The sequence below is a fragment of the Hahella sp. NS-SX17 genome (genome assembly GCF_057367735.1).
Map to the genome: position 1 here is coordinate 1,511,994 of NZ_CM170632.1, position 23,026 is coordinate 1,535,019.

General features: G+C 51.1%; 20 protein-coding genes. 12 read left to right on the forward strand and 8 right to left on the reverse strand.

The window, feature by feature from the left end:
* Positions 1 to 6 precede the first annotated feature (6 nt).
* The 3 genes from AC2IBB_RS06840 to AC2IBB_RS06850 all read left to right on the forward strand — a co-directional run bounded on the left by AC2IBB_RS06840 (position 7) and on the right by AC2IBB_RS06850 (position 2,649).
* A complete protein-coding gene (locus tag AC2IBB_RS06840; RefSeq protein ID WP_486332145.1) occupies positions 7 to 387 on the forward strand; it encodes a hypothetical protein in 381 nt (126 codons plus the stop codon).
* A gap of 387 nt (positions 388 to 774) precedes the next feature.
* The gene (locus tag AC2IBB_RS06845) at positions 775 to 1,458 is read left to right on the forward strand and encodes a hypothetical protein (RefSeq protein WP_486332146.1); all 684 of its coding nucleotides are present in this window, start codon (positions 775 to 777) and stop codon (positions 1,456 to 1,458) included.
* A 312-nt stretch (positions 1,459 to 1,770) separates the two neighbouring features.
* Positions 1,771 to 2,649, forward strand: coding sequence for a hypothetical protein (locus AC2IBB_RS06850; protein WP_486332147.1), 879 nt, complete (start codon positions 1,771 to 1,773; stop codon positions 2,647 to 2,649).
* Between the two features lie 2 nt (positions 2,650 to 2,651).
* Here AC2IBB_RS06850 and AC2IBB_RS06855 read toward each other — a convergent pair whose 3' ends face one another.
* From AC2IBB_RS06855 to AC2IBB_RS06865, 3 genes are all read right to left on the reverse strand, one after another.
* Positions 2,652 to 3,554, reverse strand: a complete 903-nt coding sequence (locus tag AC2IBB_RS06855) for a metallophosphoesterase family protein (RefSeq protein ID WP_486332148.1) — start codon at positions 3,552 to 3,554, stop codon at positions 2,652 to 2,654.
* A gap of 83 nt (positions 3,555 to 3,637) precedes the next feature.
* The gene (locus AC2IBB_RS06860) at positions 3,638 to 4,936 is read right to left on the reverse strand and encodes a WD40 repeat domain-containing protein (RefSeq protein ID WP_486332149.1); all 1,299 of its coding nucleotides are present in this window, start codon (positions 4,934 to 4,936) and stop codon (positions 3,638 to 3,640) included.
* 151 nt (positions 4,937 to 5,087) lie between these two features.
* Positions 5,088 to 5,954: an ABC transporter six-transmembrane domain-containing protein gene (locus AC2IBB_RS06865; RefSeq protein WP_486332150.1), complete on the reverse strand. Its 867-nt coding sequence runs from the start codon at positions 5,952 to 5,954 to the stop codon at positions 5,088 to 5,090.
* A gap of 171 nt (positions 5,955 to 6,125) precedes the next feature.
* Between AC2IBB_RS06865 and AC2IBB_RS06870 the strand changes: the two genes are divergently transcribed.
* The gene (locus AC2IBB_RS06870) at positions 6,126 to 6,704 is read left to right on the forward strand and encodes a TetR/AcrR family transcriptional regulator (RefSeq protein WP_486332151.1); all 579 of its coding nucleotides are present in this window, start codon (positions 6,126 to 6,128) and stop codon (positions 6,702 to 6,704) included.
* A 174-nt stretch (positions 6,705 to 6,878) separates the two neighbouring features.
* On the opposite strand, the gene AC2IBB_RS06875 is transcribed toward AC2IBB_RS06870, so the two are convergent.
* Positions 6,879 to 7,670, reverse strand: a complete 792-nt coding sequence (locus AC2IBB_RS06875; protein WP_486332152.1) for a substrate-binding periplasmic protein — start codon at positions 7,668 to 7,670, stop codon at positions 6,879 to 6,881.
* 1,029 nt (positions 7,671 to 8,699) lie between these two features.
* Here AC2IBB_RS06875 and AC2IBB_RS06880 point away from each other — a divergent pair.
* The 4 genes from AC2IBB_RS06880 (at position 8,700) to AC2IBB_RS06895 (ending at position 15,439) form a co-directional block, all read left to right on the forward strand.
* Entirely contained in the window at positions 8,700 to 10,541 is a 1,842-nt protein-coding gene (locus AC2IBB_RS06880; protein WP_486332153.1) for a pre-peptidase C-terminal domain-containing protein, read from the forward strand.
* 314 nt (positions 10,542 to 10,855) lie between these two features.
* On the forward strand, positions 10,856 to 12,034 hold the full coding sequence (locus AC2IBB_RS06885; protein WP_486332154.1) for an efflux RND transporter periplasmic adaptor subunit: 1,179 nt from the start codon (positions 10,856 to 10,858) through the stop codon (positions 12,032 to 12,034).
* A 9-nt stretch (positions 12,035 to 12,043) separates the two neighbouring features.
* Positions 12,044 to 13,999, forward strand: a complete 1,956-nt coding sequence (locus AC2IBB_RS06890; RefSeq protein ID WP_486332155.1) for a MacB family efflux pump subunit — start codon at positions 12,044 to 12,046, stop codon at positions 13,997 to 13,999.
* 3 nt (positions 14,000 to 14,002) lie between these two features.
* Positions 14,003 to 15,439 (forward strand): efflux transporter outer membrane subunit, encoded by a 1,437-nt coding sequence (locus AC2IBB_RS06895; RefSeq protein ID WP_486332156.1) that lies wholly within the window; start codon positions 14,003 to 14,005, stop codon positions 15,437 to 15,439.
* On the opposite strand, the gene AC2IBB_RS06900 is transcribed toward AC2IBB_RS06895, so the two are convergent.
* Both AC2IBB_RS06900 and smpB read right to left on the reverse strand, forming a co-directional pair.
* Positions 15,400 to 16,821, reverse strand: a complete 1,422-nt coding sequence (locus tag AC2IBB_RS06900) for a WS/DGAT/MGAT family O-acyltransferase (protein ID WP_486332157.1) — start codon at positions 16,819 to 16,821, stop codon at positions 15,400 to 15,402. The two genes, AC2IBB_RS06895 and AC2IBB_RS06900, sit on opposite strands and share 40 nt — an antisense overlap.
* Positions 16,822 to 17,020: 199 nt before the next feature.
* Positions 17,021 to 17,503, reverse strand: a complete 483-nt coding sequence (gene smpB / locus AC2IBB_RS06905) for an SsrA-binding protein SmpB (protein ID WP_279505742.1) — start codon at positions 17,501 to 17,503, stop codon at positions 17,021 to 17,023.
* Between the two features lie 163 nt (positions 17,504 to 17,666).
* On the opposite strand from smpB, the gene AC2IBB_RS06910 reads away from it, so the two are divergent.
* The 3 genes from AC2IBB_RS06910 (at position 17,667) to AC2IBB_RS06920 (ending at position 20,153) form a co-directional block, all read left to right on the forward strand.
* On the forward strand, positions 17,667 to 19,244 hold the full coding sequence (locus tag AC2IBB_RS06910) for a sodium-dependent transporter (RefSeq protein WP_486332158.1): 1,578 nt from the start codon (positions 17,667 to 17,669) through the stop codon (positions 19,242 to 19,244).
* The gene (locus tag AC2IBB_RS06915) at positions 19,231 to 19,662 is read left to right on the forward strand and encodes a type II toxin-antitoxin system RatA family toxin (protein WP_486332159.1); all 432 of its coding nucleotides are present in this window, start codon (positions 19,231 to 19,233) and stop codon (positions 19,660 to 19,662) included. The genes AC2IBB_RS06910 and AC2IBB_RS06915 overlap by 14 nt, the downstream gene beginning before the upstream one ends.
* 200 nt (positions 19,663 to 19,862) lie before the next feature.
* Complete coding sequence (locus tag AC2IBB_RS06920; protein ID WP_486332160.1) at positions 19,863 to 20,153, forward strand: RnfH family protein; 291 nt, start codon at positions 19,863 to 19,865, stop codon at positions 20,151 to 20,153.
* 25 nt (positions 20,154 to 20,178) lie between these two features.
* On the opposite strand, the gene AC2IBB_RS06925 is transcribed toward AC2IBB_RS06920, so the two are convergent.
* A complete protein-coding gene (locus tag AC2IBB_RS06925; RefSeq protein WP_486332161.1) occupies positions 20,179 to 20,481 on the reverse strand; it encodes an outer membrane protein assembly factor BamE in 303 nt (100 codons plus the stop codon).
* Between the two features lie 199 nt (positions 20,482 to 20,680).
* Between AC2IBB_RS06925 and fur the strand changes: the two genes are divergently transcribed.
* On the forward strand, positions 20,681 to 21,091 hold the full coding sequence (gene fur, locus AC2IBB_RS06930; protein ID WP_486332162.1) for a ferric iron uptake transcriptional regulator: 411 nt from the start codon (positions 20,681 to 20,683) through the stop codon (positions 21,089 to 21,091).
* A 203-nt stretch (positions 21,092 to 21,294) separates the two neighbouring features.
* Here fur and recN read toward each other — a convergent pair whose 3' ends face one another.
* Positions 21,295 to 22,959: a DNA repair protein RecN gene (recN, locus tag AC2IBB_RS06935; RefSeq protein ID WP_486332163.1), complete on the reverse strand. Its 1,665-nt coding sequence runs from the start codon at positions 22,957 to 22,959 to the stop codon at positions 21,295 to 21,297.
* Positions 22,960 to 23,026 lie beyond the last annotated feature (67 nt).

A 23,026-nucleotide genomic window follows, 5' to 3' on the forward strand; every position in this document is an offset into this window, starting at 1 on the left:
AAAAGCTTGAGTGCGGATGTTAATCAGGGATTGTATCTGAGATTTCTTGACGAGTTGTCTGCAGTATTTGATGAAGACCGCAGGTTTAAACTTATTTCGAGTAGATTCGATGACCGCATAATGGTTAATGTTGAAGTTATCAACAAATTCAATAGTATTTTTGCATTGGAGTGTGCGCTATTTGATACTTTTATTGACGTTGTTAGCGTCTTTAGGATGCAAGCCACAGAGATGGAGAGGTACAGTGATGCACTCAGATTAAGATTTATATGTGATTTTTTAGGTGAAGGGTTGCTTGTTGGCTGTATTAATTTGTCTGGAGGATTGTATAAGGAGCTGGCTTTGAAGTACTCGTTAGAATTTGGCGAAATGCGCAATTTATCGTGAATAAGTGAGTATTTTGAGCCGACTTTTGACGCCGCAGATAGTTTTTCAAAGGTTCCATAGGTGTAACGAGCAGCAAACTATTAATTTTATTGACTACAAACTCCACCCATACACCCCCAACACTCAATTGCCCTCGTTGCAAACAAATTCTCTACTTCCCGGCAGATAGTTAACAGGAAGGTCACACGGATATCCTATAGCAGTGCACCGCTTTCCAGGTCCCAGATAGTGATGGCGTCGCCTTTTTCCGTGGTTGAGAACAGGTATTGGTCGTAGTAGGCGTTTGTATTTGGCTAGGGCCTGTATGGTACAAGGTGATGGCGCTACTAGAGCGATTATCAAGCCGGGAATACTGATTACTACAACCTGAGAAGATTAGGGGTATATGTGATTGGAAAAATAAGTAACTTAAATGAATTTCCAGATTTCCTGCTGGATAAAATAAGAAGAATTATGCGGGAAGATAAATTTTCAGCATACCGGTACTTGGAAAGTGTTGTTGATGAGAGCCAACGAAGATATTTGATGGCATTCTTTCGCGATGTTGTCGGAGGAAAAGTGGAGGCTGCCGAATGGCGGCGCGCAAACTGCAGAGTGATATCCATATCAGTTGAAAATATGTTACGTACGCCTGTGAAGGAGTGGCCATTGATTGATAGAGGATATGGAGTATTTGTTCAGATTAGGCCTAATCTGTCATATGATGACGCAGATACTGTTGCTGGTTCTTTGGCTTTATATGATGAAAGTTTAAGCTATCGTTCGGAGAATGTTAGATTTACAATGCGTTATCGAGAACTTTCTCCCGTATTTGTCGATGACGTGGTAGCTTCAGCTAGACGATATATAGCATATAGGTTCTATAGATGCTTTTTAATAGGGCGCGATGAATTTTTAAAAAGCGCAATGGTTGAAGATATGGTTGAATTGGCCTATCCGGGTTTCTCTATGGATAGTCTTACAACAGATGCAAGAGTCGCTTTAGCTGGGCTCCTTGCTGAGGTTAATAGCTCAGAATATAAAATTAATTATACTCCAGGATTTTGGGGAAAAGATGAGATTTATCAGTAACTTTATGGACGAATAAATAAAGAGCAGTGAGGAGGTTGATGATGGGTATGTTCTAGTGATAGAAGCTGTTGGTGAGAGTATCGGAAAGTTTGTGACTGCAATTAAACGTCTGACCGGCATGTCTACGGTGGAAGTTAAGAACCTCTTGAAAGAGGAGCCTGTTGTAGTGTCGAAAGGTGGAAAGAGACCGCTTATATTAGACTCCATTATGCTTGAAAGTGCTGGCGCGGAGGTGGCGATAAGGCTTTCCGCTGGAGTAAATGGCGCGTAGGAGGCTGTTTTGAGAACTCATATCGTTTCATTAGGTGGGTAATGCTAAGAGTTTTAATCGATAGGCTAACTGAAAAAGATGGAGTCTTACTCTATAAAGACGAAGTGTTTTCGGGTGTTGCGTTTATCCGATTACCGGATGGAAGTGTTAAAGGGGATGTGGTAGTAAATGGAAGAATAGAAACAGGGTATAAGAATTTATATTGGTCTAATCTGGCGTCTTCAGATTTATACCTGGATATGAGTGTTTTAGAAACGGATGAAGAACCTGTTTGTTATAAGGGTAAGCCATTGTCAGGCACCGTTTTTTATTTTGAAAAAGGTTTCTGTGTTGAAGAGAAATATTATTATGAAGGCGCTCTTCTTCATGAAGCTAACTGGACATTTTTTGGAAGTATAGAGTTTCTTATGCTTCAAGAAAATGATCTTTCACAAGAATATGAGTGGCGGAATGGTTTGCCTGTGTCATTGGAGTTGCATAGTAAAGATAATTTTAATTATCGAATTGGGCTTGGTGATACTGGGAGAGTATACGCTATCCTAGCGACAGGCAACTACTTCGAAAAAGCAAACTCTTTACAGGGGAGGGTTGGCTTTGATTTATGGAGGGGGCGGGAGTGGTTTGAAATGCAAAGCATATCTGATCGCTTGGCGATTATGGGAGATGCTTCTGATGATAAACTGCTGCGCTACATTAAAAAAACTACCGGGTACGAAAATATATCTAGTCTGGTGCTGGATGATAGCTCTATTTCAGCAGAGAGTATTTTAAGCTTTTCGGAGTTGAAGCTTCTTGATTATTTTGATGTTAGAGATGTTCGACCAGAAATTAGAGATGTGATGATCGCATTTAAAAGAATGAATAAAGAATGTCGGGTGGTGTGCAATAGAGAGGTTATTGTCGAGCCGACGTTGCACTAAGATTATAAAGTTAGGAAGCTTCTATAGTCGAAGTAATTTATGCATGAAAGAAAAGGAGCTTCACTGTCGATAAATGTAAACTCCGCTGAGCATCCGTCCAAGACGAGTATGCCCCATGAACCCTTAATAATTTTTTCCTTGGACGCGTCAAACTTGAAGTGCTCCAGCCCAATCAATATGCTGCCTGCAGGCCCTTCACAGGGTGGAATGACTTTGTGGTGGTGTCCAAAGATATGAATTTTAGGCTTTATCCTTTCCGTTAGTTCTGTCAAAAGAAGTGAACCTTCCGAAAGAGAAGCGCATTTAGGCCCTGCATGAGTTAATAGAATATCCAGCTTGTTTTCTTTATTGAAAGCTGTTCTAGCAAACTCTTCAGTGAAAAGCTTTGGATCATTCAACGACTTTAATTTTGACTTCTTATAGGTCTTCTTGCTCTTTTTTCCTCTTCGTTTTGTTTCAATAACAGGAGGGATTCCTCCAAATGCTCCAATTGTAGTGTGCGAAGCCAGATGTACCCAATGTCCATCAGGGATAAAGTTTATTTTTCCATATTTGTCTACATGTGCAGGAGACTTAAACTGTGATAGATAATCAAAGTCTTCGTGATTACCCCTGACAAAGTATGTTGGAGGAGAGTTAGCAGGCTTAAGGAACAGTTCGGCGTCTTGGCTGTGTGCACAGAACTGACTGAAGCCTAATTCATCTGGATCAACTTTTGCGTGCTGTCTGGTTGCGTCGTCGACATTAAGGGGATCTGGGAAAGCGCCCATATCGCCCACCTGCAGAATGCCTGTGAGCTGAATTCCCGTTTCTTTCTGCCATAATAGCGACGCGGCGTACATTAACGCGACCCTTCCATGGATATCCCCGAAGACGGCAAAGTATTGCTTTGTATTTTTGCTCATTTGAATCGAATAATTGTGAGAATTTATTTGAGATAGCAAACTTAGGTTAGGTGTATTGAGCGTCAAGCTATTAATTTAATTGCCTACAAACTCCACCCATACAGCGCCAACACCCCATTACCCTCATCACAAACAAATTCCCTACTCCCAGGCAGGTAGTTAACAGGAAGGTCGCACGGGTATTCGTAAAGCAGTGCGCCGCTTTCCAGGTCCCAGATGGTGATGGCGTCGCCTTTTTCCGTGGTTGAGAACAGGTATTGGTCGAAGTAAAAGGCATTCATGGTGGGGCCGGCGAACCATTTGATTTGGTCGCCGCTTTTGACGTCGAAGATGGCGGCGCTGGCGAGGGGGACGTCGTAGTCGGTATGCAGGTCCTGGCATCCCCAAATACAGATGCGGTCTTCGTCGACCCAGAAAAAGGGCGAGGACCAGAAGTAATCCCAGCTGGCGTACATGACCTTGGATTCGCCGATGTCCGGTTCCCAGGGGTTGTGGTTAAGCCAGTGTTGCAAGTCCCAGCTGTAGGCGACGCCGACAGGGTGCCATACCCAGCCGATCGTGGCGATGCGTTGGCCGTTCGGCGAGATAACGAGGGCGCCGCTCCATTCACTCATAAAAGTAGCGTCTTCATCATGTTCTGGCGGCGTGTCGGAATGGCGCGGGGTTAGGCATTCTCCCGTTCTCGGGTCGAAGATATCCAGTTGATTCCAGTCGGTGGCGCAGACTAATAAGGTTTTCCCATCTTGCTCAAAAAAAGCAACGGGGAAGTCCGCTTCTTCCATATGGTAGTCGCCAGCGTCAAGCTGCATGAGGATCTCGCCAGAGCTGAGGTCCAGCACTAAGCCTTTATTGGAAGAGCCTTCGTCTGCATGCCGGTATAGCAAAGAGGTGATGGCCAGAAACAGATTGTCAGGACTGATCTTCAGGGTAATTGCCCCAGCGGGATGGATCTGCTCAACAGGTAAGGTTGCGACCTGGACGGATTCGCCATTCTGGAGATTCACGCGCCACAATCCGCCATCATCGGTGAAAAGCATGGCGTCCGTGGGATGGCTTTGTAGCGGCTCTAGGGCGAGAAGGCGGCGCTTGCTCAGTAAGTCGAGATGAATTTTCCGCCGGGTAAAATGGAATGCTTTCGGTTCCCTTTTGATTTCCAGCATGCCAGCTATCGACCAATAACAATCGGCGTCCGCGGCGGCAAAACAGTCATCGCACCAATAGCAGCGGTTGAAGCTTTCTGCGTTAGCGCACTCCGAACAAAGATACTCCGCTTGCTCTCCAACTCCGATAAAGCGCTTAACGCCATTTTGAACAGACTTGTCGTAAATATGCGGGCAGACGCAAATGTGTGGGTTGGCGTGGGAACAGTGTTGAGTTGTCATTGTCATCCTTTGAGCAGACTGCTTTTAGGCAGGAGTAAGCTACGCTACCGGGTTTGTCTGGCGCGCCTGAGGCGAATAGCGTTAGTCTGGGTAAGCTAGCGGCTTGATCGGCTGGAGTCAATCGCCCAGGGGAAGGGCGATTGAATATACATCAGGCGGCGCCATGAGCTTCCGGGTTATTCAGACGTATCGTTATCTCATGCAGGCGCGACCAGCTCTGTAATGTCGTCGGCAGTGAGACTGCCGCGTCTCCAAACTGCCAGGAATAGGTGACAATTGAGAACAGGGCGCCTGTCGTTATGCCGACATAGCCGCTACAGAGCCAAAGATTGAGCACGACGAAGGCGGTGATCAGCAAAAAAATCAGACCGTAGACGATGGACTCCGCATCGGACAGGCGCACCTGCCAATGACGAATGGCGTGCAGATGCTTCAGCAACTGTCCCGGCTGGCGGGCGCTTAATATGCTGACTTGGCGTTCCATCTGCGAGTTAAGGCCGCCATTGAGTCGGAAAAAACGCTGATGGAAACACAGGTAAATCGTCAGCATGGCGACTAATAACCCAAAGGCGCTCATCGCCAAGTCCATTGAGAAGGACGATAGAATCATGGCGGAAGCAACCAGTGTGATGACGGCCGCGAATAGTTCCGGCGTGTCCTTTTCAATAAAGTCGACCAGCTCCGTCGCCATATGCAAACGCGCATTGCGAATGGAGACGGACAACGCCTGCTGTCGTTGATCTAATTCTGAGCCCAGTTTGACGCGTATTTTGCTATAGGCGCGGGTGTCATAGAAACGACGCAGGACCGCGATGGCTGTGATCAAAACGAAGGCGCAAACCAGCCAGGCCATTTGGGTCGAACCGCCGGACAGCATGTCGTCTATCGCCAGTCCGATCAGTAGAGGGATGGCCGCGTCCAGAGCATATTCGAGAAACACCAATAGCCAGGTGAGTCCAACGCGCCAGCGGAACTCTTTTAATATTCTGCGTAAGCCTATTTCAGGTGTGGCGTTCATTGCGTCGCTCTTTGTTGTTCATCTTGTTGCTCATCACGCAGGTGAGTCCAGCGTGCAGATTTTTTATCGGTTTCATCGTTTCAGGTTGGTTAAACAGGTAAATTATCATTGTTGACAATCTATGTGGGTGAGAATAAATTGTCAATACTGATAATTTATATGAGGGGCTATATGGCGCGGCCAAGCAAAAAGTCGGAAAGAACGGAAGAAATCATGCAGGCCTTTCGGCGTTGCGTGGCTAGATATGGTCTGGAAGGGAGCACGCTGGAGCGTATTGCGGAAGAGTCAGGATTGCAGCGCAGCCTAGTGCGTCATTATGTCGGCAACCGCGAGGATTTAACCCTGCAACTGATCGAGCAAATGGCGGCGCAGTATGATCGTGAGTGGAGAGAAATGCTGAGTGACCTGCCGGCGACGGAAGTCGCGCCAGCATTTCTGCGCATGCTGTTTGAATATGAAGACGATGACAGAGAGCGTATGCAATTGGAGTCAGCCTTGATCTTCGCCGCAAGCCGGGATGCGGCGATCAGCGACGCCATGCGCTCATGGACAGAGCGGTTTTATGGCGATATCGCTGAGATTCTTAGACGGGATTATCCCGATACTGACGACGATGCTCTGCAGTCCGTCGCTTTTGGCATCGCCTCTGTGTATTTCAATGTAGACTCCATGCAGCCTTTACAGATGGCGGACCGCTACCGCGACTCCGCGCTTGACGCCGCACGTCGTCTGGTGGCGACGTTAGAGTGATTTCTGCTCCACCCCTCCCTGAGTTGCGCAGATTTTCCCCTTCAGATATCCACACAACCTGTGGATATCTCTTTGGAAAACGCTGGAATCCCTTTATTCCGTAGGGTTTTCGGGGATTTTTGTATTTTATGATCAGGATGTTTTTTACACGCTGATGACAGTAATGGGAAAAGGTTACTCGATGTAGGACTTCAACACTCTTTCATAAGTTGAAAGTCCATCGTCGCCGTAATCATTTTTCAATTGGTCCAAGACATGCTGAAAGAGTTGGACCGTCTCTTCAGGCGTATCTTTGTGGAAGGCGAAATAGAGATCTCCCGCTGAGCCGAAACTCCAGACTGGCTCATAGTCCTCCAGCTTGGCGCCTTGCTGTTTGAGGAGCCATAGAGCGGTTCTTCGCCCATATGACCACAAGTGAATACGGCGAAAAATCAGCATGCGGGCGGCGATGTCAGGATGTGAGACAGTCTGGCGGATATTTTTCGGAATCTGATAAGCATCCAGCACCTGCTCTCCCATATCGCTGGCGACCGCGACGACTGAGAGTGCGTCCAGATCCGATAACTGTTTTACCTCAAAATCCCTGCGCTTTCTCGCCATCAGCACAACCGGCGAAGAGGCGACCGGTCCTACCCAGCGAAATGAATCCTCGCGGTCTGGGTTGCGGCGGGTGCTGAACAGCATCGTGTTCCGCTCGTTCAAGGCCATGCGGTATCCTCTCGCCCATGGATGCACCTGGATGTCCTCACGCGTCTTTTCGGAACCAATAATGTTCAGCACTGCTTCCAGTAAATCCACGGAGCTTCCCATGAGTTCGCCGCTCTCGGTGTAATTGTAAGGGGGCGACTCTTCCGTGACGAATTTGAGCCCGGCGGCGGGGTCCGCGGCCATGATAAAATCAGGCGCCAACAAGAATGCGAATACGGGGAGCAGGCTCCGCCACTTCAACTTCTTTAATCTGAACATCAGAACGCCACCTGCTTCGAAGGCGAACGCCAGCGCCAAGCCAGAACCTCCGCGGCGCCGACAGTAGATGTTTAAAGTATTGTATCGATATGCGGAAGCGTCAAACGGAGCAGGAAAGACGGAACTTCACAAGGGATGGCGTCACCGACGATGCCCAAGCGATACGCAATACCAAACAGACGGGACAATAATTGGCTCGAGCTTCGATAATCTGGAGAAACAGAAAAATGGTGAACAAAAACGGACAGGAACGAGTTTAATATAGAGGTTCGAGGGGCGAAGATATCCTTGCCGAGAGGAGCGTCTGACAACCTTTTCACATGCGATAGCTTTAGCAGGCGTGTGGATGGCTCTTTTTTGTCGGCCATGTCGGCGTTTGATGAGGGCCAACTTTCTGAACACTTCCCCGATAGATTTTCGGCCGGATAAATCACAAGGCTCAACTCAAAATTCAATTATTTCACCGCGCGGCTCCACCCATAAACTTATTGACTCTAATCAATTTAAATCTGCGTCAACAGTATTCCATACCGATATTAATATAATGCGCGAGTATTAAAATGGGCTCGCCTTTTAGGGGATTGTAGCCATGAAAAGGTATTCATAAAAAAAGGCTGAGAATTTCGTGAATTGAGAATTAAGTCGATTGTATTGACTTAGCTCAAAACATTGACTCGACAGCTCTTTTTTTACACGAAGAAAATAGGTGGCTTTTAATTTTTTTGATTTATTTCATTGTGTTACGTGATTATTGAGTAAGGTGAGATGCAGTGTTTCAAACGCTTGACCAAATGGACTAATCCTGATAGATTGCCGCCCGGCTAACCTAGCCGGTAAAAGGATATGGAACGATCCGCATATAAGGAGATACGTTGTTTGGTCTGGCATAGGCTTATATTTATAAGTTGATGTATATGCCTGATCCCCGCCTTTTATACATATAAAACAATGGCTACGCATAATATCTGAACAGTTAAACGGAAAGATATAAATACTGATCAATTAAGGTTAAAAGGAGTTATAACCGTGATGAAAAACACGCTTAAACGGGCTATTACATTTTCTGTCTCCACTTTGGCGCTAGGCGTATCCGCCGTCACTTTGGCGCAAGTTTCCGGTCAGGACGCGCAGTATGTTCGCGATTATCTGGAGCGCTTCCACGCCGACACCGCAGCTGTCATGGACGAAGTTCCAGTCAAAGAAGCGGTCAATGGCGATCTGGCGATGCCGCTATTCAGCGATGAAGCGATTCTCTCCGGCGAGTTCGTGGAAGACAAAGATGAGCTGCGTAGAGATCTGCTGAACAGCACTGGCGGCAACGGCTTCATGATGATGCGCTCCATGGAGCTCAGCAATGACAATGCTGCGCGCCTGGTGGACAACGGCGATCAACTGATCGGCAACGTTCACGAAATGGACAACGCCAGCCTGACGCAAGCTTCCCTGGACGTTCAGCCCTGGTCCGACGATTACTGGGCACTTTACAAAGGCGCTCTGGGCATCCGTTACGCCGACCCCAAGCTGAATGATTCCTGGCCAGCCAATTGGTACGACCATTGGATTTTCGCCACCAGCACTCACAAGCCGCAAGAGTATATCGACGCAGGTGAAATCGATAACCTGTCCCCATCTGAAAAGTACGACTTATTGGTGGGCGACTCCAACTTCACTCTGACTCAGAAAATGTGGGAGTCCGGTAAAGGTTACTGGGATCGTTACGGCTCCGTTGAGGCCTGGATGGGGCTGTGCCACGGCTGGGCGCCCGCTGCGTACATGCTGCCGCGTCCCGCTAACTCCATTACGGTTAAGTCGCCAGAAGGAAAGGACATCAAGTTCTTCCCATCCGACATCAAAGCGTTGGGTACGCTGTTGTGGGCGGAAGCGTCTCCTGGCGTACGCTTCATCGGCGGACGTTGTAACTCCAAAGATCCCGGCAAGGATGAAAACGGCCGTATCCTGGATCAAGCGTGTTTCGACAGCAACCCAGGCAGCTGGCACAAAGCGGTGGTCAACCAGATCGGCGTGAGCAAGCGCAGCTTCGTTATCGACGCGACCTTTGACTATGAAGTATGGAACCAGCCGGTAGTGAAGTACGAGTATAACTACTTCAACCCGCAAACCGGCGCCTCATACAACACTGCGCAAGAAGCGATCATCGCGATGGGCGATTACACCCAGGACAAGTTCTCCAAGTATCGCGCGCAGCAAGCCACTCAGGTGGTCGGCGTTCAAATGAAGCTGACTTACATTGTGGAAACCAGCCCGACTCACAGAGACAAAGATTATCCGTCCTATGACCGCGCCTACACCGTTCGTTATGTGTACGACCTGGAGCTGGACTCCAACGGCGACATCATCGGCGGCGAGTGGTACAACAACCGTCATCCGGACTTCCTGTGGACCCCGGCTCCTGGCGCGCATGCTGTTTCCTATTACAATCCGACCGGTTCTTCCAGCGAGACCAAGTCTGAGCAGAAAGCGGGCGTCATTGAGCAGAACAAGTGGGCGTTCTACGGTCCGTTCACGACCACTGGCTCTTTCAAAGTCACCATGACTGGCGACAGCGACGCTGACCTGTACGTGAACAAAGGCGCTCAGCCAAACGACACTACTTATCAGTGCCGTCCATATCTGGAAGGCACTAGCGAGGAGTGCTCTGCAAACGAAGCGGGAACTTACTACGTTGGCGTTAAAGGCTATAACAACAGCTCTAACTACAAACTGAACATTCAGTACACCCAGGGCGGTTCTGGCTGGGCGAAAGGGCAACCTATTCCTTCCAGCTGGAAAACCAACGCGAAAAATGCGGCAGGTTACAGTCAGCCTCTGACTACTATCGTTGAGCAACTGTTCAACTGGTCTGCGGAGTAATTCGACGTACCTGCTACGTTATTAAGGAATGCATGAGAGGGTCCGGTATTTAAGTCCGGGCTATTTTCCGGGGCGCAATTTGCGCCCCTTTTTTTTGTTATTTTTAAAACTGTTTTTGGCTTTGATGACCGGCGCATTGCGGTTTTCATAAAGCTTGTCCATGTTTTGTGTTTTTGTTAGAAGTCCTAGGCAAAATTCGCTAGAGTGCTCTACTTTGGAGCAACCTCTCTGATCAACGTCGCCCTTGGCGGATACTGGGTTCGCGACGGCTTCAACCTATCTGTGTTCATTAATTAACTTCTTGTGTAATTCGCATGGCAAAGAAAACGCGTCGTCCTGCTTTGGTGGGAGTGGTCATTCTTGTTGTTTTGGCCGCTGTCGGCTGGAACGCTCAGAGTTGGTTCGAGCCCGAGCCCGTTGAGTACATCACCGCTCCCGTGGAAAAGCGGGACATAGAGGAAACGGTGCTGGCCACCGGTGTATTGGAAGGCGCCAAGCAGGTGGCGGTGGGCGCTCAGGTTACTGGTCAGTTGAAGTCTATGAATGTCTCCGTCGGCGACAAAGTAACCAAAGGCCAACTGCTGGCGGAAATCGATCCTGTTTTACAGCGTAACGATCTGAACCGGGCGATGGCGGAACTGAAAAACGTCAAGGCTTCGCGGCGCGCCCGTGAGGCGATGTTGCGCTACTACGAGCTGGAGTTCAAACGCCAGCGCGAAATGAATGCGCAGGCGGCGGCCTCGGTGTCTGAGCTGGAAAACGCGCGCGCTCAGTTGGAAAGCGCCAAGGCCGAAATTGAAGCGCTGGAGGCCCAGATCAGTCAGGCGGAAATCCAGGTTGAAACTGCAAAGGCCAACCTTGGTTTCACCAAGATCGTGGCGCCGATGGATGGCGTGGTGATCGCCACCAAGTTCGAGCAGGGACAAACCCTTGTTTCGACCCAGGAAGCGCCGACGCTGCTGATTCTCGCCAACCTGGATACGATGACGGTGAAGGCGCAAATATCAGAGGCGGACGTCACCAAAGTGAAGTCAGGCCAGGAAGCGAACTTTACTGTTCTTGGTGACCCGGACCGTCAATACAACGGTGTCCTGCGCACTATCAAGCTGGCGCCGGACAATATTTCCGATAACGGCTCCGTTAGTAACTCCACCACTGCTGTTTACTACAGTGGCGTATTGGAAGCGCCTAATCCCGATTACTCCCTGCGAGTGGCCATGACCGCGCAGGTGTCCGTCATTATTAATCGCCAGGCGCAGACACTGAGTATTCCCATTTCCGCATTAGATCCGGAGCAGGAGATCAGCGGCGCGCAACATAAGGTGCGTGTGCTGGTGAACGGCCAGCCGGAAGACAGAACAATCGAGACCGGCATCCGCGACAATGTGTATGTGCAAGTGCTGTCCGGCTTGAATGACGGGGACAATGTGATCCTCGGCGACAGCCTGTCAGTTCCGGTTGATGGTGAAACATCTGTCGTAATTGGGGGCTGATGTCGCCGTATGAAGGAGCCTTTGATTGAAATCAGCGCCCTGAACCGTATTTTTCAGGCAGGGGAGCAGCAGGTCGCGGTGCTTAAGGACATCGACCTGAAAATTTATCCGGGGGAAATGGTCGCCATTATGGGGACCTCGGGCTCCGGAAAGTCGACATTGATGAATATCCTGGGGTGCCTGGATCGCCCCAGTGGCGGCAGCTATAAAATCAGCGGCCGGGAGACCCGGGAGCTGGACGATGACGAACTGGCCGCTCTGCGCCGTAACCACTTCGGCTTTATCTTTCAGCGTTATCATCTATTGTCGCACCTCGATGCTTTAGGCAACGCAGAGCTGGCGGCGGTATACGCCGGCGTCTCCAAAAACTCACGCCGAGAACGGGCGCACATGCTGTTGTCGCGCCTGGGGTTGGAGGAGCGCTGTGAGCACAAACCCAGTCAGCTGTCCGGCGGTCAGCAACAGCGGGTGAGCATCGCCCGAGCGCTGATGAACGGCGGTGAAGTCATTCTGGCGGATGAGCCCACTGGGGCGCTGGATACGCGCAGTGGTCAGGAAGTGATGGCGGTGTTGCGGGAGCTGCATCAGCAAGGGCACACGGTCATTATCGTTACGCATGATCCGCTAGTGGCGGCGAAAGCGGAGCGCATCATCGAGATTCAGGATGGCGAAATTATCGCGGATCGCACGAACGAGACTTCGGAATCGGAGAAGTCTGCAACGGACTCTGTGTCAGCGACAAGTCGTAAGGAGCCGCGAGGCGCCTGGCTGGGGCGTTTCTCTGAGGCCTTCAAAATGGCGTGGGTCGCCATGACGTCTCATCGTTTGCGAACGCTGCTGACCATGCTCGGCATCATTATTGGTATTACTGCTGTGGTGAGTATTGTCGCCATTGGCGAGGGCGCCAAGCAGAAAGTCATCAGCGATATCAATTCCATTGGCGTTAACACCATTGAGATTTTCCCCGGTAAGGACTGGGGGGATGAGCGGGCCGCCGCCATTGATACCTTGGTGGCCGCCGATGTGGAGGCGCTGCAGGCGCAGCCTTTTGTCGACAGCGTGACGCCCAGTATCGTTAACAGTCAGCAACTTCGTTACCGCAATGTCGCCGTCAATGTGAACATCAATGCGGTCGGCGAGCAGTATTTCCGTGTAAAAGGGCTAGTGGTTGCGGAAGGTCGGCCCCTCCTGCGGGAAGATATTCGCACCCAGGCGCAAGTAGTAGTGATTGACAGTAACACTCGTGGAAAACTGTTCGCAGCCAGCGATGATCCCATAGGTAAAGTGATCTTGATCGGCGCTTCGCCCTGGACTGTCATCGGTGTGGCGGAGGATAAAAGCGATATGTTCGGAGGCGGCGGCAATCTGTCAGTGTGGATGCCATACAGCTCCGCCACGACTCGCCTGATTGGCAGGCAGAATTTCAGCTCTATCATCGTCCGCACGCCGGATGGTCTCTCCAGCGCAGTGGCGGAGCAGGGTATTATTCGCTTGTTGACCGTACGCCATGGCGTGAAGGACTTTTTCACCTTCAGCACCGACAGCATTTTGAAGGCGGTTGAGAAAACCACGACAACCTTGACCTTATTGGTGTCCTCCATTGCTGTCATTTCTTTGATCGTCGGCGGCATTGGCGTCATGAATATCATGCTGGTGTCCGTTACCGAGCGCACCCGTGAGATTGGCATTCGCATGGCGGTCGGCGCGCGACAAAGTGACATATTGCAGCAGTTCCTGATTGAAGCGGTGATGGTGTGTCTGATCGGCGGCGGCATCGGTATTTTGTTGTCATTCGGCGTGGGCGCTTTGTTCTCCATGCTGGTTCAGGATATGCAAATGTCATTTTCCGTGACCGCCATTGTATCGGCGGTGGTTTGCTCCTCCCTGATTGGCGTGTTGTTCGGCTTTTTACCTGCGCGCAATGCGGCGCGACTTGATCCGATTGAAGCCTTGGCGCGGGAGTGATTGATGTACGCTAATCGCATGAAGTTTGGAGTAAAGCGGGTAAGTCTCATGGGCGTGAGCAGGAAAAAACACGTAGCTCTTTTATTATTGTCCTCATTGTTGTTGACGGGATGCGAAGGGCTGGCGCGTTCGCAATATGTTCAACCGCAACTGGAACTGCCTGCATCCTGGAGCTATGCGCCAGTGAGTGGGGGGCAAGCGTTGGCGTCCGAGCAGTGGTGGCGAGCGTTTCAGGACGAGGAGTTGAACAGCCTGATTGAGCGGGCGCTGCAAGACAACAGCGACATGGCGCTGGCGGCGTTGAAAGTACGGCAGGCCCGGCTGCGCGCCGGCATCGCCGATGGCAATCTGACGCCAGACGTCAGCGCGCAGTTCAGTGCTTCCCGTGAGCGTAATATTGACGCCCATACCAGCAGTAAATCCTTTGGCGCTTCTCTGGGATTGAGCTATGAAATTGATCTCTGGGGGAAATTGTCCAGCGCCCGCGACTCGGCTCATTGGGAAGCGATGGCGACAGAACAGGACCGGGCTGGCGCTACGCTGACGTTGATCGGGACCACTGCGAATCTGTATTGGCGGCTGGCCTATCTGAATGAATCCATCGCCGCCAGCGAGGCGTCGTTGGCATACACGGCCAAAGCACTGGAGTTGGCCCAGGTCAAACAGCGTAGCGGCGCAGTCTCCAATCTGGACTTGATCCAGGCGGAGCAGAATCTGGCGAGTCAGCGCGCTTCGTTGACAACACTGCTACAGGACAAGGTGGAAGCCCAGAATGCGCTGGCGATTCTGTTTGATCAGGCGCCGGAGAACGCCGTGCCAGATCCGCAAACCCTGCCGGGAATGGCGATGCCTGCCTTACCTTTGGCGACTCCCGCTGCGTTACTGGCGCGAAGGCCGGACATGCAGGCGGCGGAGATGCGTCTACGCAGCGCTCTGGCGGATACGGATCACAGCCGCGCCAGTTATTATCCCAGTTTCAGCTTGACTGGTTCGCTGGCGACGGGCGGTTCAGAGCTGGCGGATATATTGCGCAACCCCGTTGCGTCCCTGGGCGCAGGGTTGAGTCTGCCCTTTATCCAGTGGCGGCAGACGCGATTGAATATTCAAGTCTCCGAGGCGGCCTATGAACAGGCGGTGATTGAGTTCCGCCAGAAACTCTATTCGTCGTTGGCGGAAGTGGAAAACAAACTTTCCGCCAGAACACAGCTGATGGCTCAGGAAGACGCATTACGCACGTCGTTCTCGCTGGCCTCTGAGGCCGAGCGTCTGGCGGAGGTGCGTTACCGCTCCGGCGCCACTGGCGTGCAAGCCTGGTTGGATCAGCAGGAAACGCGGCGCTCGGCGCAACTGCAGCTCACTGCAAATCGCCTGGCGCAACTGCAGAATATGATGGCGCTGTATCAGGCGCTGGGCGGGGGCTTCGCCGAGAAGCTTGATTGAGCGCCGGGCTTGGCTTCAGCCAGCTCTTGCAGCTCTTTAAAGGCGCTGACAAAGTGGCCCGCCAGTCTGTCTGGGTCAGGCATTAAGGCCTGATCCACGGCGACGCCGAATTGTATGGCGCCGTTATAGCTGATAACGCTGAGGCTGACGCCCACTTCTCCTGATTGTGGAGCCCAGATCATGGGCGCCAGCAACTTGCTGCCAGCCAGATACAGCGCCTGTTTGGGGCCGGGCACATTGGTGATGACTACGGACGCCTTGCTGCTTAGCGTTTCCAGCGCAGTCTGCTCCAGAAAGTCAGGGCCTTTTCCAAGCAGTCCTAATAATCCGTAAAACGCTTTCGCCTGTTGCGAGTGCTTCAGCGCCAGCATATCGCGGCGCACGGTCTCGAAGCGTTCGGACAGGTCATGAATTCCTATGGGTAAAGGCGCTATCACCAGACCAAACTGGTTGCCCAGAGCGGCGGTTGGTTCATCCAAAGGGCGCAGGTTGAAAGGCACGGCGGCGTGAATTGTCTCCACATCCAGTTCAATGCAACGCTCCACCAGATAATGTCTCAGCGCGCCGGTGGCGGCGCATAGCAATACATCATTGATTGTCGCCTTCAGTGCTTTAGCGGTCTGTTTTATATGTAAAAAGCTCAGTGGCTGCGCCCACGCCAGACGTTTTCTGCCGCTTAGCTCGCCTTTGAAGCAGGTTGCGGGGTCTGCCGGTAACGCTGCGACGCGGGCGACTTCTGAACCCATTGCGACGCCTTGGCGCGCAATAGCCAACAGTTGCTCAGGATGGCGCGCTAAGGCTTTACCTTCCTCGATCAGCTCCTGCCCGAGATGCATCGCGTTATGTAAGGCTTTCGTAGCTGAGGCTCCCCAAGAGGTCGACTTTGATATTGGCGGCGTCTGCGGTGGCGCAGCACGTTCGCTGTTGTTATCGGCTAAAGACAATAGAACCCGGGTCAGGGCGATGCCGTCTGCGATGCAGTGGTGTACGCGAATGATCATTGCTGAGCCGCTTTTATAGCGGTCGACCAAATGCACTTGCCAGAGAGGTTTACTGAAATCTAACGGCGTGCTGCTGATATCGCTGGCGAAGTTTTGCAAATCCTGCTGATTTCCAGCGCCAGGCAGTCCGACTAAATGCACATGATTGTCGATATTAAAGTTGGCGTCGTCGCGCCAGAAGCAGCCATGCTCGGACTTATGCACTGTTTGTCGAAAACGGGGAAGAGGGACTAAACGGGTGGTGAATAATTGCTTGAGTTCACTGGCGTGGACAGGGCTCTCCATTACCAGCACGATACAGATCATCATCAGGTTAGCGGGACGCTCCATGCGCAACCAGGCGGTGTCCACCGCTGACATCGGCTCTCCATGTTGTTTCATAACCGCCTCGTCAAAGCTGTCAAAGGTTGATTGAGGTTAGGTGTGGCGTTATGCGTCGCCGACATAGTCGAGGCGTGCGCAGACGCTTACTTTGACGGATAAGTATGGTTGGGGAGTGGCGTTAGCTCAACCTGATACGGCACTGAAGTGTGAGAAAGAAGAGAGTCAGGATAAGAACGACTTTCCTATCCTGACGGTGTCACTGCTTAACATGATCGCGGATAACGCGTTGTTTCTGACGATTCCAGTCGCGCTCTTTTTCGGTCTCGCGCTTGTCGAAATCCTTCTTGCCTTTCACCAGGGCAATTTCGCATTTCACTTTATTGCCTTTCCAGTAAAGGGCCAAAGGCACGCAAGTGTGGCCGGTCTGAGACACTGCGCCGATCAGCTTGTTGAGCTCACGACGATTCAGCAGTAGTTTACGAGTGCGGGTGGGGTCTGCGATGACGTGTGTGGAGGCCTCCTTCAACGGCGTGATATGGGCGCCTAACAACCAGGCTTCACTGTCTTTAAGTAATACATAGGAATCCACCAACTGACACTTGCCGGCGCGCAGGCTTTTGACTTCCCAACCGGTCAGCACGAGGCCAGCCTCGAACTTTTCAACGATGTGATAGTCGAAGCGGGCCTTCTTATTCAGGGCGATGGTGGACCCGGTATTTTTGTTTTTGGCTTGACTCATATTTCCTTAAGATTCTCGGACAAAGTCGGCTATTGTAAATTAACCTGATCCATATGGCTAAGGTCTCCTGACTTGGGTCCGCATAATCCGCTACAATGCGCCATCGTCGTCGACGTAGAATTCCGTCGAATCTCTCAATTGCTGTGAATTAACGGATGTCTGAGTGCCTTTGAATTCAAAAGTTGGAATGGTGTTGCAAGGCCGTGACCGCTGGGTCAGGCAGCGCACGTTCGTCATGGCGGGCGTGGGCGCCGTCGTAGGGTTCGCCAACATCTGGACATTTCCTTCCCTGATGGCGGAATACGGCGGACTGGCGTTTCTTGTCGCCTACGCGTTAGCGCTGTTGACGCTGACGTTGCCCTTGGCGGTCTTGGAAATTGGCTTGGGACGTTCCGTGCGACGTAACCCTGTTGACGTTTTACAGAGCGTGGGCGGACAAACTTCAGGCTTTTCTCTGTGGCGCTGGACCGGGGCGCTTATGGTGATTGCCGCCCTCTTGACGGTAGTGATTTATTCCCTGGTGGCCGGGATGGGGCTGTCTTACGCACTAAAGTCCGCGTTCAGTGGGTTTCAAGGTATTGAGCCCGGCGCCATGCCAGCCGTGTTGAGCGCTCTGCAACAAAACACCACCGTTATGATCATATGGTTGAGCGTGTTCATTGGGCTGGTGTTTCTCATTTCAGTGAAAGGCGTTTATCACGGTTTGGAAAAAGCGATGTTGTACATCGTTCCATTGATGTTCGCGATGCTGGCGTTGATGCTAGTTTATAGCGGGCGTTATGGCGACTTGGGTGGGGCCCTCAGCTATCTGTTTTCATTTGAATCCGTTTCTTTTTCCTGGGCGGGCGTGTTGGCCGCCTACAAATACGCCTTTTTCTCTCTGTCTATCGGCGCAGGCGTCATGATGGCACTGGGCGCCTACATGCCCAATCATGGCAAAGTAGGGCGTTCGGTGTTGATCATTTCTTTTACTGACTTGTTGGTTGGCGCCATTGCTGGGCTGGTGGTGTTGTCTTGGCTGTTAAAAGCGGAACTGCCTCCGGATCAAGGATTTTCCCTGGTCTTTCAGTCACTCCCTTTGGCGTTGGGGCAGCTGCCGATGGGGTCTGTGTTTGGCGTTTTATTCTTTGTATTTTTCACACTGGCCGCCTGGAGTTCTGTTCTTTTTCTGATTGAGCCTGGCGTTGCTTGGCTACAGGAAAGATATTCTTTCTCCAGGGTGAACGCTGCGTCTATTGCGCATGTCGTGGTATGGGGGCTGGGCGCTTTGCTGGTCATGTCTATGGCGGGGCATCGGCAGTGGCAACTGGCGGGCATTCCGTTGTTCAGTCTGCTGCAGTTTGCCGTTTCCACTATTTTATTGCCGGTCGCAGGTTGTCTGCTAACAGTGTTATGTGGGTATGTACTGCCCTACGAACGGCTTGCTCAGGCTTTGCGCCTCAGTCCTGAGCAGAGATTGTTTCGCTGGGGGTACCCGTTGCTGAGGTACTTTTGTGTTCCTGTATTGATTGTCATACAAATCTCTATGGTTTTTGATTTGCTGCTGCATAGTTGCGAATTCACCACCCCGAAAAATGGTGGGCTATGCTCAGAAGAAGTGGTGGCTGGCGGTAGAGAGGTTTTGGAAGAGGTCGATCAGGAAGAGGTGGAATTGGTCAAGTCTACGCCAGTGAACCCGGAAGTGAACGTTGAAAGTGATGTTGAAAATATAAAAGAGGAGAACGAGGTTGCCCCAGATTAGTCGTAGTGCGCTGGTCACATACTCTGCTGAGCGCATGTATGATCTGGTGAATGACGTGCGCGCTTATCCCGAATTTTTACCTTGGTGTGGGATGACGGAAGTTATTCAGGAGAGTACTGATGAAATGGTCGCCCGCATTCAGGTCAGTAAGGGGGCTGTGAGGCATGCTTTCACCACCCGTAACAGTCTGGTGCGCCCCTCGGAAATTGTCCTGACATTGGTAGACGGTCCTTTTCGAAAGCTGCAAGGCCGCTGGAGCTTTCTCGCCTTGGATGAAAAAGCCTGTAAAGTAGCTTTGGCGCTGGAATATGAACTGTCAGGAGCGTTAACGGGAGTGGCGCTTGGTCCTGTATTCTCCCAGGCCGCGGGCACAATGGTGGATGCTTTCTGCAAGCGCGCCCAGGCGATATATCGCTAGGGCGTTTTTAGTTAAAACATGGCAATGACATTGGCGTATGGGTGCGCCTGTGCGGCGGCTGGCCGCGAGTGACAGGGCCTGACATGTAGCGGCCCCTGTCGTTGCAGATGAATAGAAGGAAGCTATTTGTCTGCCTGACTAACATAAGGTGGGCTTTCTGATGGTTGACGAGATGCTGGTGCGTAGAAGCGAGCGTGGGCATGGATAAACTAAAAATTCAGGTGGAGGTGGCCTACGCTTTACCTGACCAGCAGAAAATCATTCCTCTGGCCGTAGTGGAGGGAACAACTGCCTTTGAGGCAGCCCAAATGTCAGGCATTACTCATTATTTTCCGCAAATTGAGCTGGATTCAGCAAAGATGGGGATATTCGGTAAGGCCATCCCTGACCCAAAGTCTCATGTTTTAAGAGAAGGGGATCGAGTGGAGGTGTACCGACCACTCAAGATAGACCCGAAACAGGCTCGACTGAATCGGGCCAGAAAAGGCTAATCAAGCTGAAGCTTTTATGGAACTCTTACTTGGTGGTTTTATAAACGTCCGTTTCCTCGACTGTCTCGGAAGGCTCAGCTTGGCCGCGTAACTTATAGGCCCTGCCTGGGTTTGCAAGGTCTGCTGGCAGTAATTTCGCTTTGGCGATATTGACTAGAATATCGTTCTCATACTCTAAGGTTATGTTTTGACGATGAATCTGGCCACCTGACAATTGAATGGAGTAAAAGTAAGTGTCGTAGCTGGGATCGAGCGTACTTTCCAAAACAGGGGAGCCTAGAAGATACTGGACTTGACGACGGTTCATGCCGACCTTGAGTTGATCCACAGCTTCTTTCTCTACGATGTTTCCCTGCTGGACATCTATTTTGTAGACGCCTGGGAAGGTGCAGGCTGTGAGAGTGTGTATAATAAGGAGGATTACAAGGGATCGTAACTTTTGCATCATGGATATTTTTAAACTATCTTGGCGTGACGTGGAATGATAACTGATTGCCAACGATACTGGTATTGGGTTTCCCGGTAAAATGACGAACGAAAACGTAGAACTGAAGAAAGCAGGCCTGAAAGTAACCCTTCCGCGGGTAAAGATTCTCAGTATTCTGGAAAACGCTGATAACCGGCACATGAGTGCGGAAGATGTTTATAAAGCGCTGCTGGAGGCGGGAGACGACGTAGGTTTGGCCACGGTCTATCGGGTTTTGACGCAGTTTGAATCCGCAGGGTTAATTCTTCGCCATAACTTTGAAGGTGCTCATGCGGTGTTTGAACTTAATCACGATGAGCATCATGATCACATGGTTTGTGCGGAAACTGGCGAAGTCATCGAGTTCTTTGATCCGGTTATTGAAAAGCGTCAAAAGGAAATTGCGGAAGAGCATGGTTATGAAATTGTTGACCATAGCCTAACGCTGTACGTGAAGCCAAAGAAGAAATAGCCTCTGTTTTGTCGGGATAGCGCAGAGTAAACTCCGGGCGCTATCCTATATTCAAATCTAGAAGTTCATACCGCCAGATATTGTCTCAAGCTCATATCTCCTTCCTTTATATAGATAATTACAGATTTATAGACAACGACAGGCAGCGTTACGGCGAAAGCGGAATATAAGGTCCCAGGTAAACCCGCTTGTAATGGTTCCCCCTATTGTAGCTGGCTGGATGTCAGCATTTCATGCGCATGGGCCAGACTGTGCTCCGTGATGTCCACACCGCCCAGCATTCTGGCGATTTCGTGTATGCGGTCGCTGCCTTCCAGTCTGAGTATGGCCGATTGCGTCTGGCCATTGCTTACATGCTTGGTGACGAAAAGGTGGTTGTGAGCTTGAGAGGCCACTTGAGCCAAGTGCGTGACGCAGAGAATTTGCGCTTTCGCTCCAAGCTCTCTAAGCATACGGCCGACAATTTCCGCTGTACCGCCGCCGATACCGACATCCACTTCGTCAAACACTAATGTAGGCGTATCGGATGAGGCTGCGGCGACAACCTGAATTGCAAGACTGATGCGTGACAGCTCCCCGCCAGAAGCAATTTTTTGCAAAGGCTTGGGTGGTTGTCCTGGGTTCATGCTGATTAGCATTTCCGCTTCTTCGCCCCCCAGTGCAGAAGGAGACTTCAGTGGGGAAAACTGGATAATGAATTCAGGGTTCAGGCCCAGTTTTATCAGTTGCTTTTTCACTGCGCCCTGTAGTTTTTCTCCAGCCTTGGTGCGCATTGCCGTAAGTTTTTGCGCAGCATGACTATATTTCTGCTCCAGTTCATTCGATTGGGCTTCAAGCTTCTCCAGGTTTTCTTCTCCATCGGTCAAACTGCTGAGCTCACTCGCGAGCTCGACGTGGCGTGCCATTAAATTTTCCGGCGCAACACGATGTTTGCGCGCAAGATCATAGATGGCGGTAAGTCGCGTTTCTACTTCTTGCAGGCGCTCGGGATTAATTTCCACGCTATCCAATACATGCCGTAGCTCCCCATTGGCTTCATCTAGCTGAATCATGGCTTCGTTCAACATCTGGCGAGCGGTTTGCAGGGAGGCGTTGCTGATATTGACTTCTTCCAGCAGATGGATGGCTCGTCGTAATTGGTCGATACAGCCTCCATCCGCCTCCAGGCAACCTTCGCCGACCTGCTGAACTTTCATGATGATGCTTTCTGCGTTGGCGAGCTGCTCTTGTTCCTGCTCCAGCTGCTCAATTTCGCCTTCCTGTATAGCCAGGGCGTCCAGCTCCTCCACTTGATAGGTGAGCAGTTGCACGCGCGCTTCCTGTTCTTCACTGCGGCTGAGTCTTTCTTTCAGTTTAGTTGCGACCCGGCGCCAGGATTGGTAAAGGTCCCCTACTTGCTGAACTTGATTGGCGTGTCCGCCAAAGTCGTCCACCATTTTCAGATGGGTTTCCTTTTTCAGCAGGGATTGGTGCTCATGTTGGCTGTGAATATCCATGAGCGTTTCGCCAAGTTCGCGAAGGTCCTGCATGGTGACGGGCTGTCCATTTAAATAACCTCGGGACCGGCCTTCGCTGGTGACGGTTCGCCGCAAGATGCATTCAGCGCCGTTATCCAACTCTCGGGACTTGAGCCAGGCCAGGGCTTCGGGCAGCTTTCTCAAATCAAAGACCGCGCTGACCTCCGCTCGCTCGCAACCATGCCTTACTACGTCTGCTGAACTGCGATCGCCCAGAGTGAGGCCTAGGGCATCCAGTACAATGGACTTACCGGCCCCAGTTTCCCCGCTGATAGCCGTCATACCTTCCGCGAAGTCCAGTTCCAGATGGCTGGCGATGGCGAGATTTCGTATCGACAAATGAGTGAGCATAGGGCGTAGTCCTATAGATATTGACTGTTTATACATACAGTTATTTACGTATTTATACAGCGAATCT

What these genes read in the sequence shown, in the direction of transcription:
- AC2IBB_RS06850 (WP_486332147.1), top strand. Translation starts at nt 1,771, where the DNA reads ATGCTAAGAGTTTTAATCGATAGGCTAACTGAAAAAGATGGAGTCTTA.
- AC2IBB_RS06855 (WP_486332148.1), bottom strand. Translation starts at nt 3,554, where the DNA reads ATGAGCAAAAATACAAAGCAATACTTTGCCGTCTTCGGGGATATCCAT.
- AC2IBB_RS06860 (WP_486332149.1), bottom strand. Translation starts at nt 4,936, where the DNA reads ATGACAACTCAACACTGTTCCCACGCCAACCCACACATTTGCGTCTGC.
- AC2IBB_RS06865 (WP_486332150.1), bottom strand. Translation starts at nt 5,954, where the DNA reads ATGAACGCCACACCTGAAATAGGCTTACGCAGAATATTAAAAGAGTTC.
- AC2IBB_RS06870 (WP_486332151.1), top strand. Translation starts at nt 6,126, where the DNA reads ATGGCGCGGCCAAGCAAAAAGTCGGAAAGAACGGAAGAAATCATGCAG.
- AC2IBB_RS06875 (WP_486332152.1), bottom strand. Translation starts at nt 7,670, where the DNA reads ATGTTCAGATTAAAGAAGTTGAAGTGGCGGAGCCTGCTCCCCGTATTC.
- AC2IBB_RS06880 (WP_486332153.1), top strand. Translation starts at nt 8,700, where the DNA reads ATGAAAAACACGCTTAAACGGGCTATTACATTTTCTGTCTCCACTTTG.
- AC2IBB_RS06885 (WP_486332154.1), top strand. Translation starts at nt 10,856, where the DNA reads ATGGCAAAGAAAACGCGTCGTCCTGCTTTGGTGGGAGTGGTCATTCTT.
- AC2IBB_RS06890 (WP_486332155.1), top strand. Translation starts at nt 12,044, where the DNA reads ATGAAGGAGCCTTTGATTGAAATCAGCGCCCTGAACCGTATTTTTCAG.
- AC2IBB_RS06895 (WP_486332156.1), top strand. Translation starts at nt 14,003, where the DNA reads ATGTACGCTAATCGCATGAAGTTTGGAGTAAAGCGGGTAAGTCTCATG.
- AC2IBB_RS06900 (WP_486332157.1), bottom strand. Translation starts at nt 16,821, where the DNA reads ATGAAACAACATGGAGAGCCGATGTCAGCGGTGGACACCGCCTGGTTG.
- smpB (WP_279505742.1), bottom strand. Translation starts at nt 17,503, where the DNA reads ATGAGTCAAGCCAAAAACAAAAATACCGGGTCCACCATCGCCCTGAAT.
- AC2IBB_RS06920 (WP_486332160.1), top strand. Translation starts at nt 19,863, where the DNA reads ATGGATAAACTAAAAATTCAGGTGGAGGTGGCCTACGCTTTACCTGAC.
- fur (WP_486332162.1), top strand. Translation starts at nt 20,681, where the DNA reads ATGACGAACGAAAACGTAGAACTGAAGAAAGCAGGCCTGAAAGTAACC.
- recN (WP_486332163.1), bottom strand. Translation starts at nt 22,959, where the DNA reads ATGCTCACTCATTTGTCGATACGAAATCTCGCCATCGCCAGCCATCTG.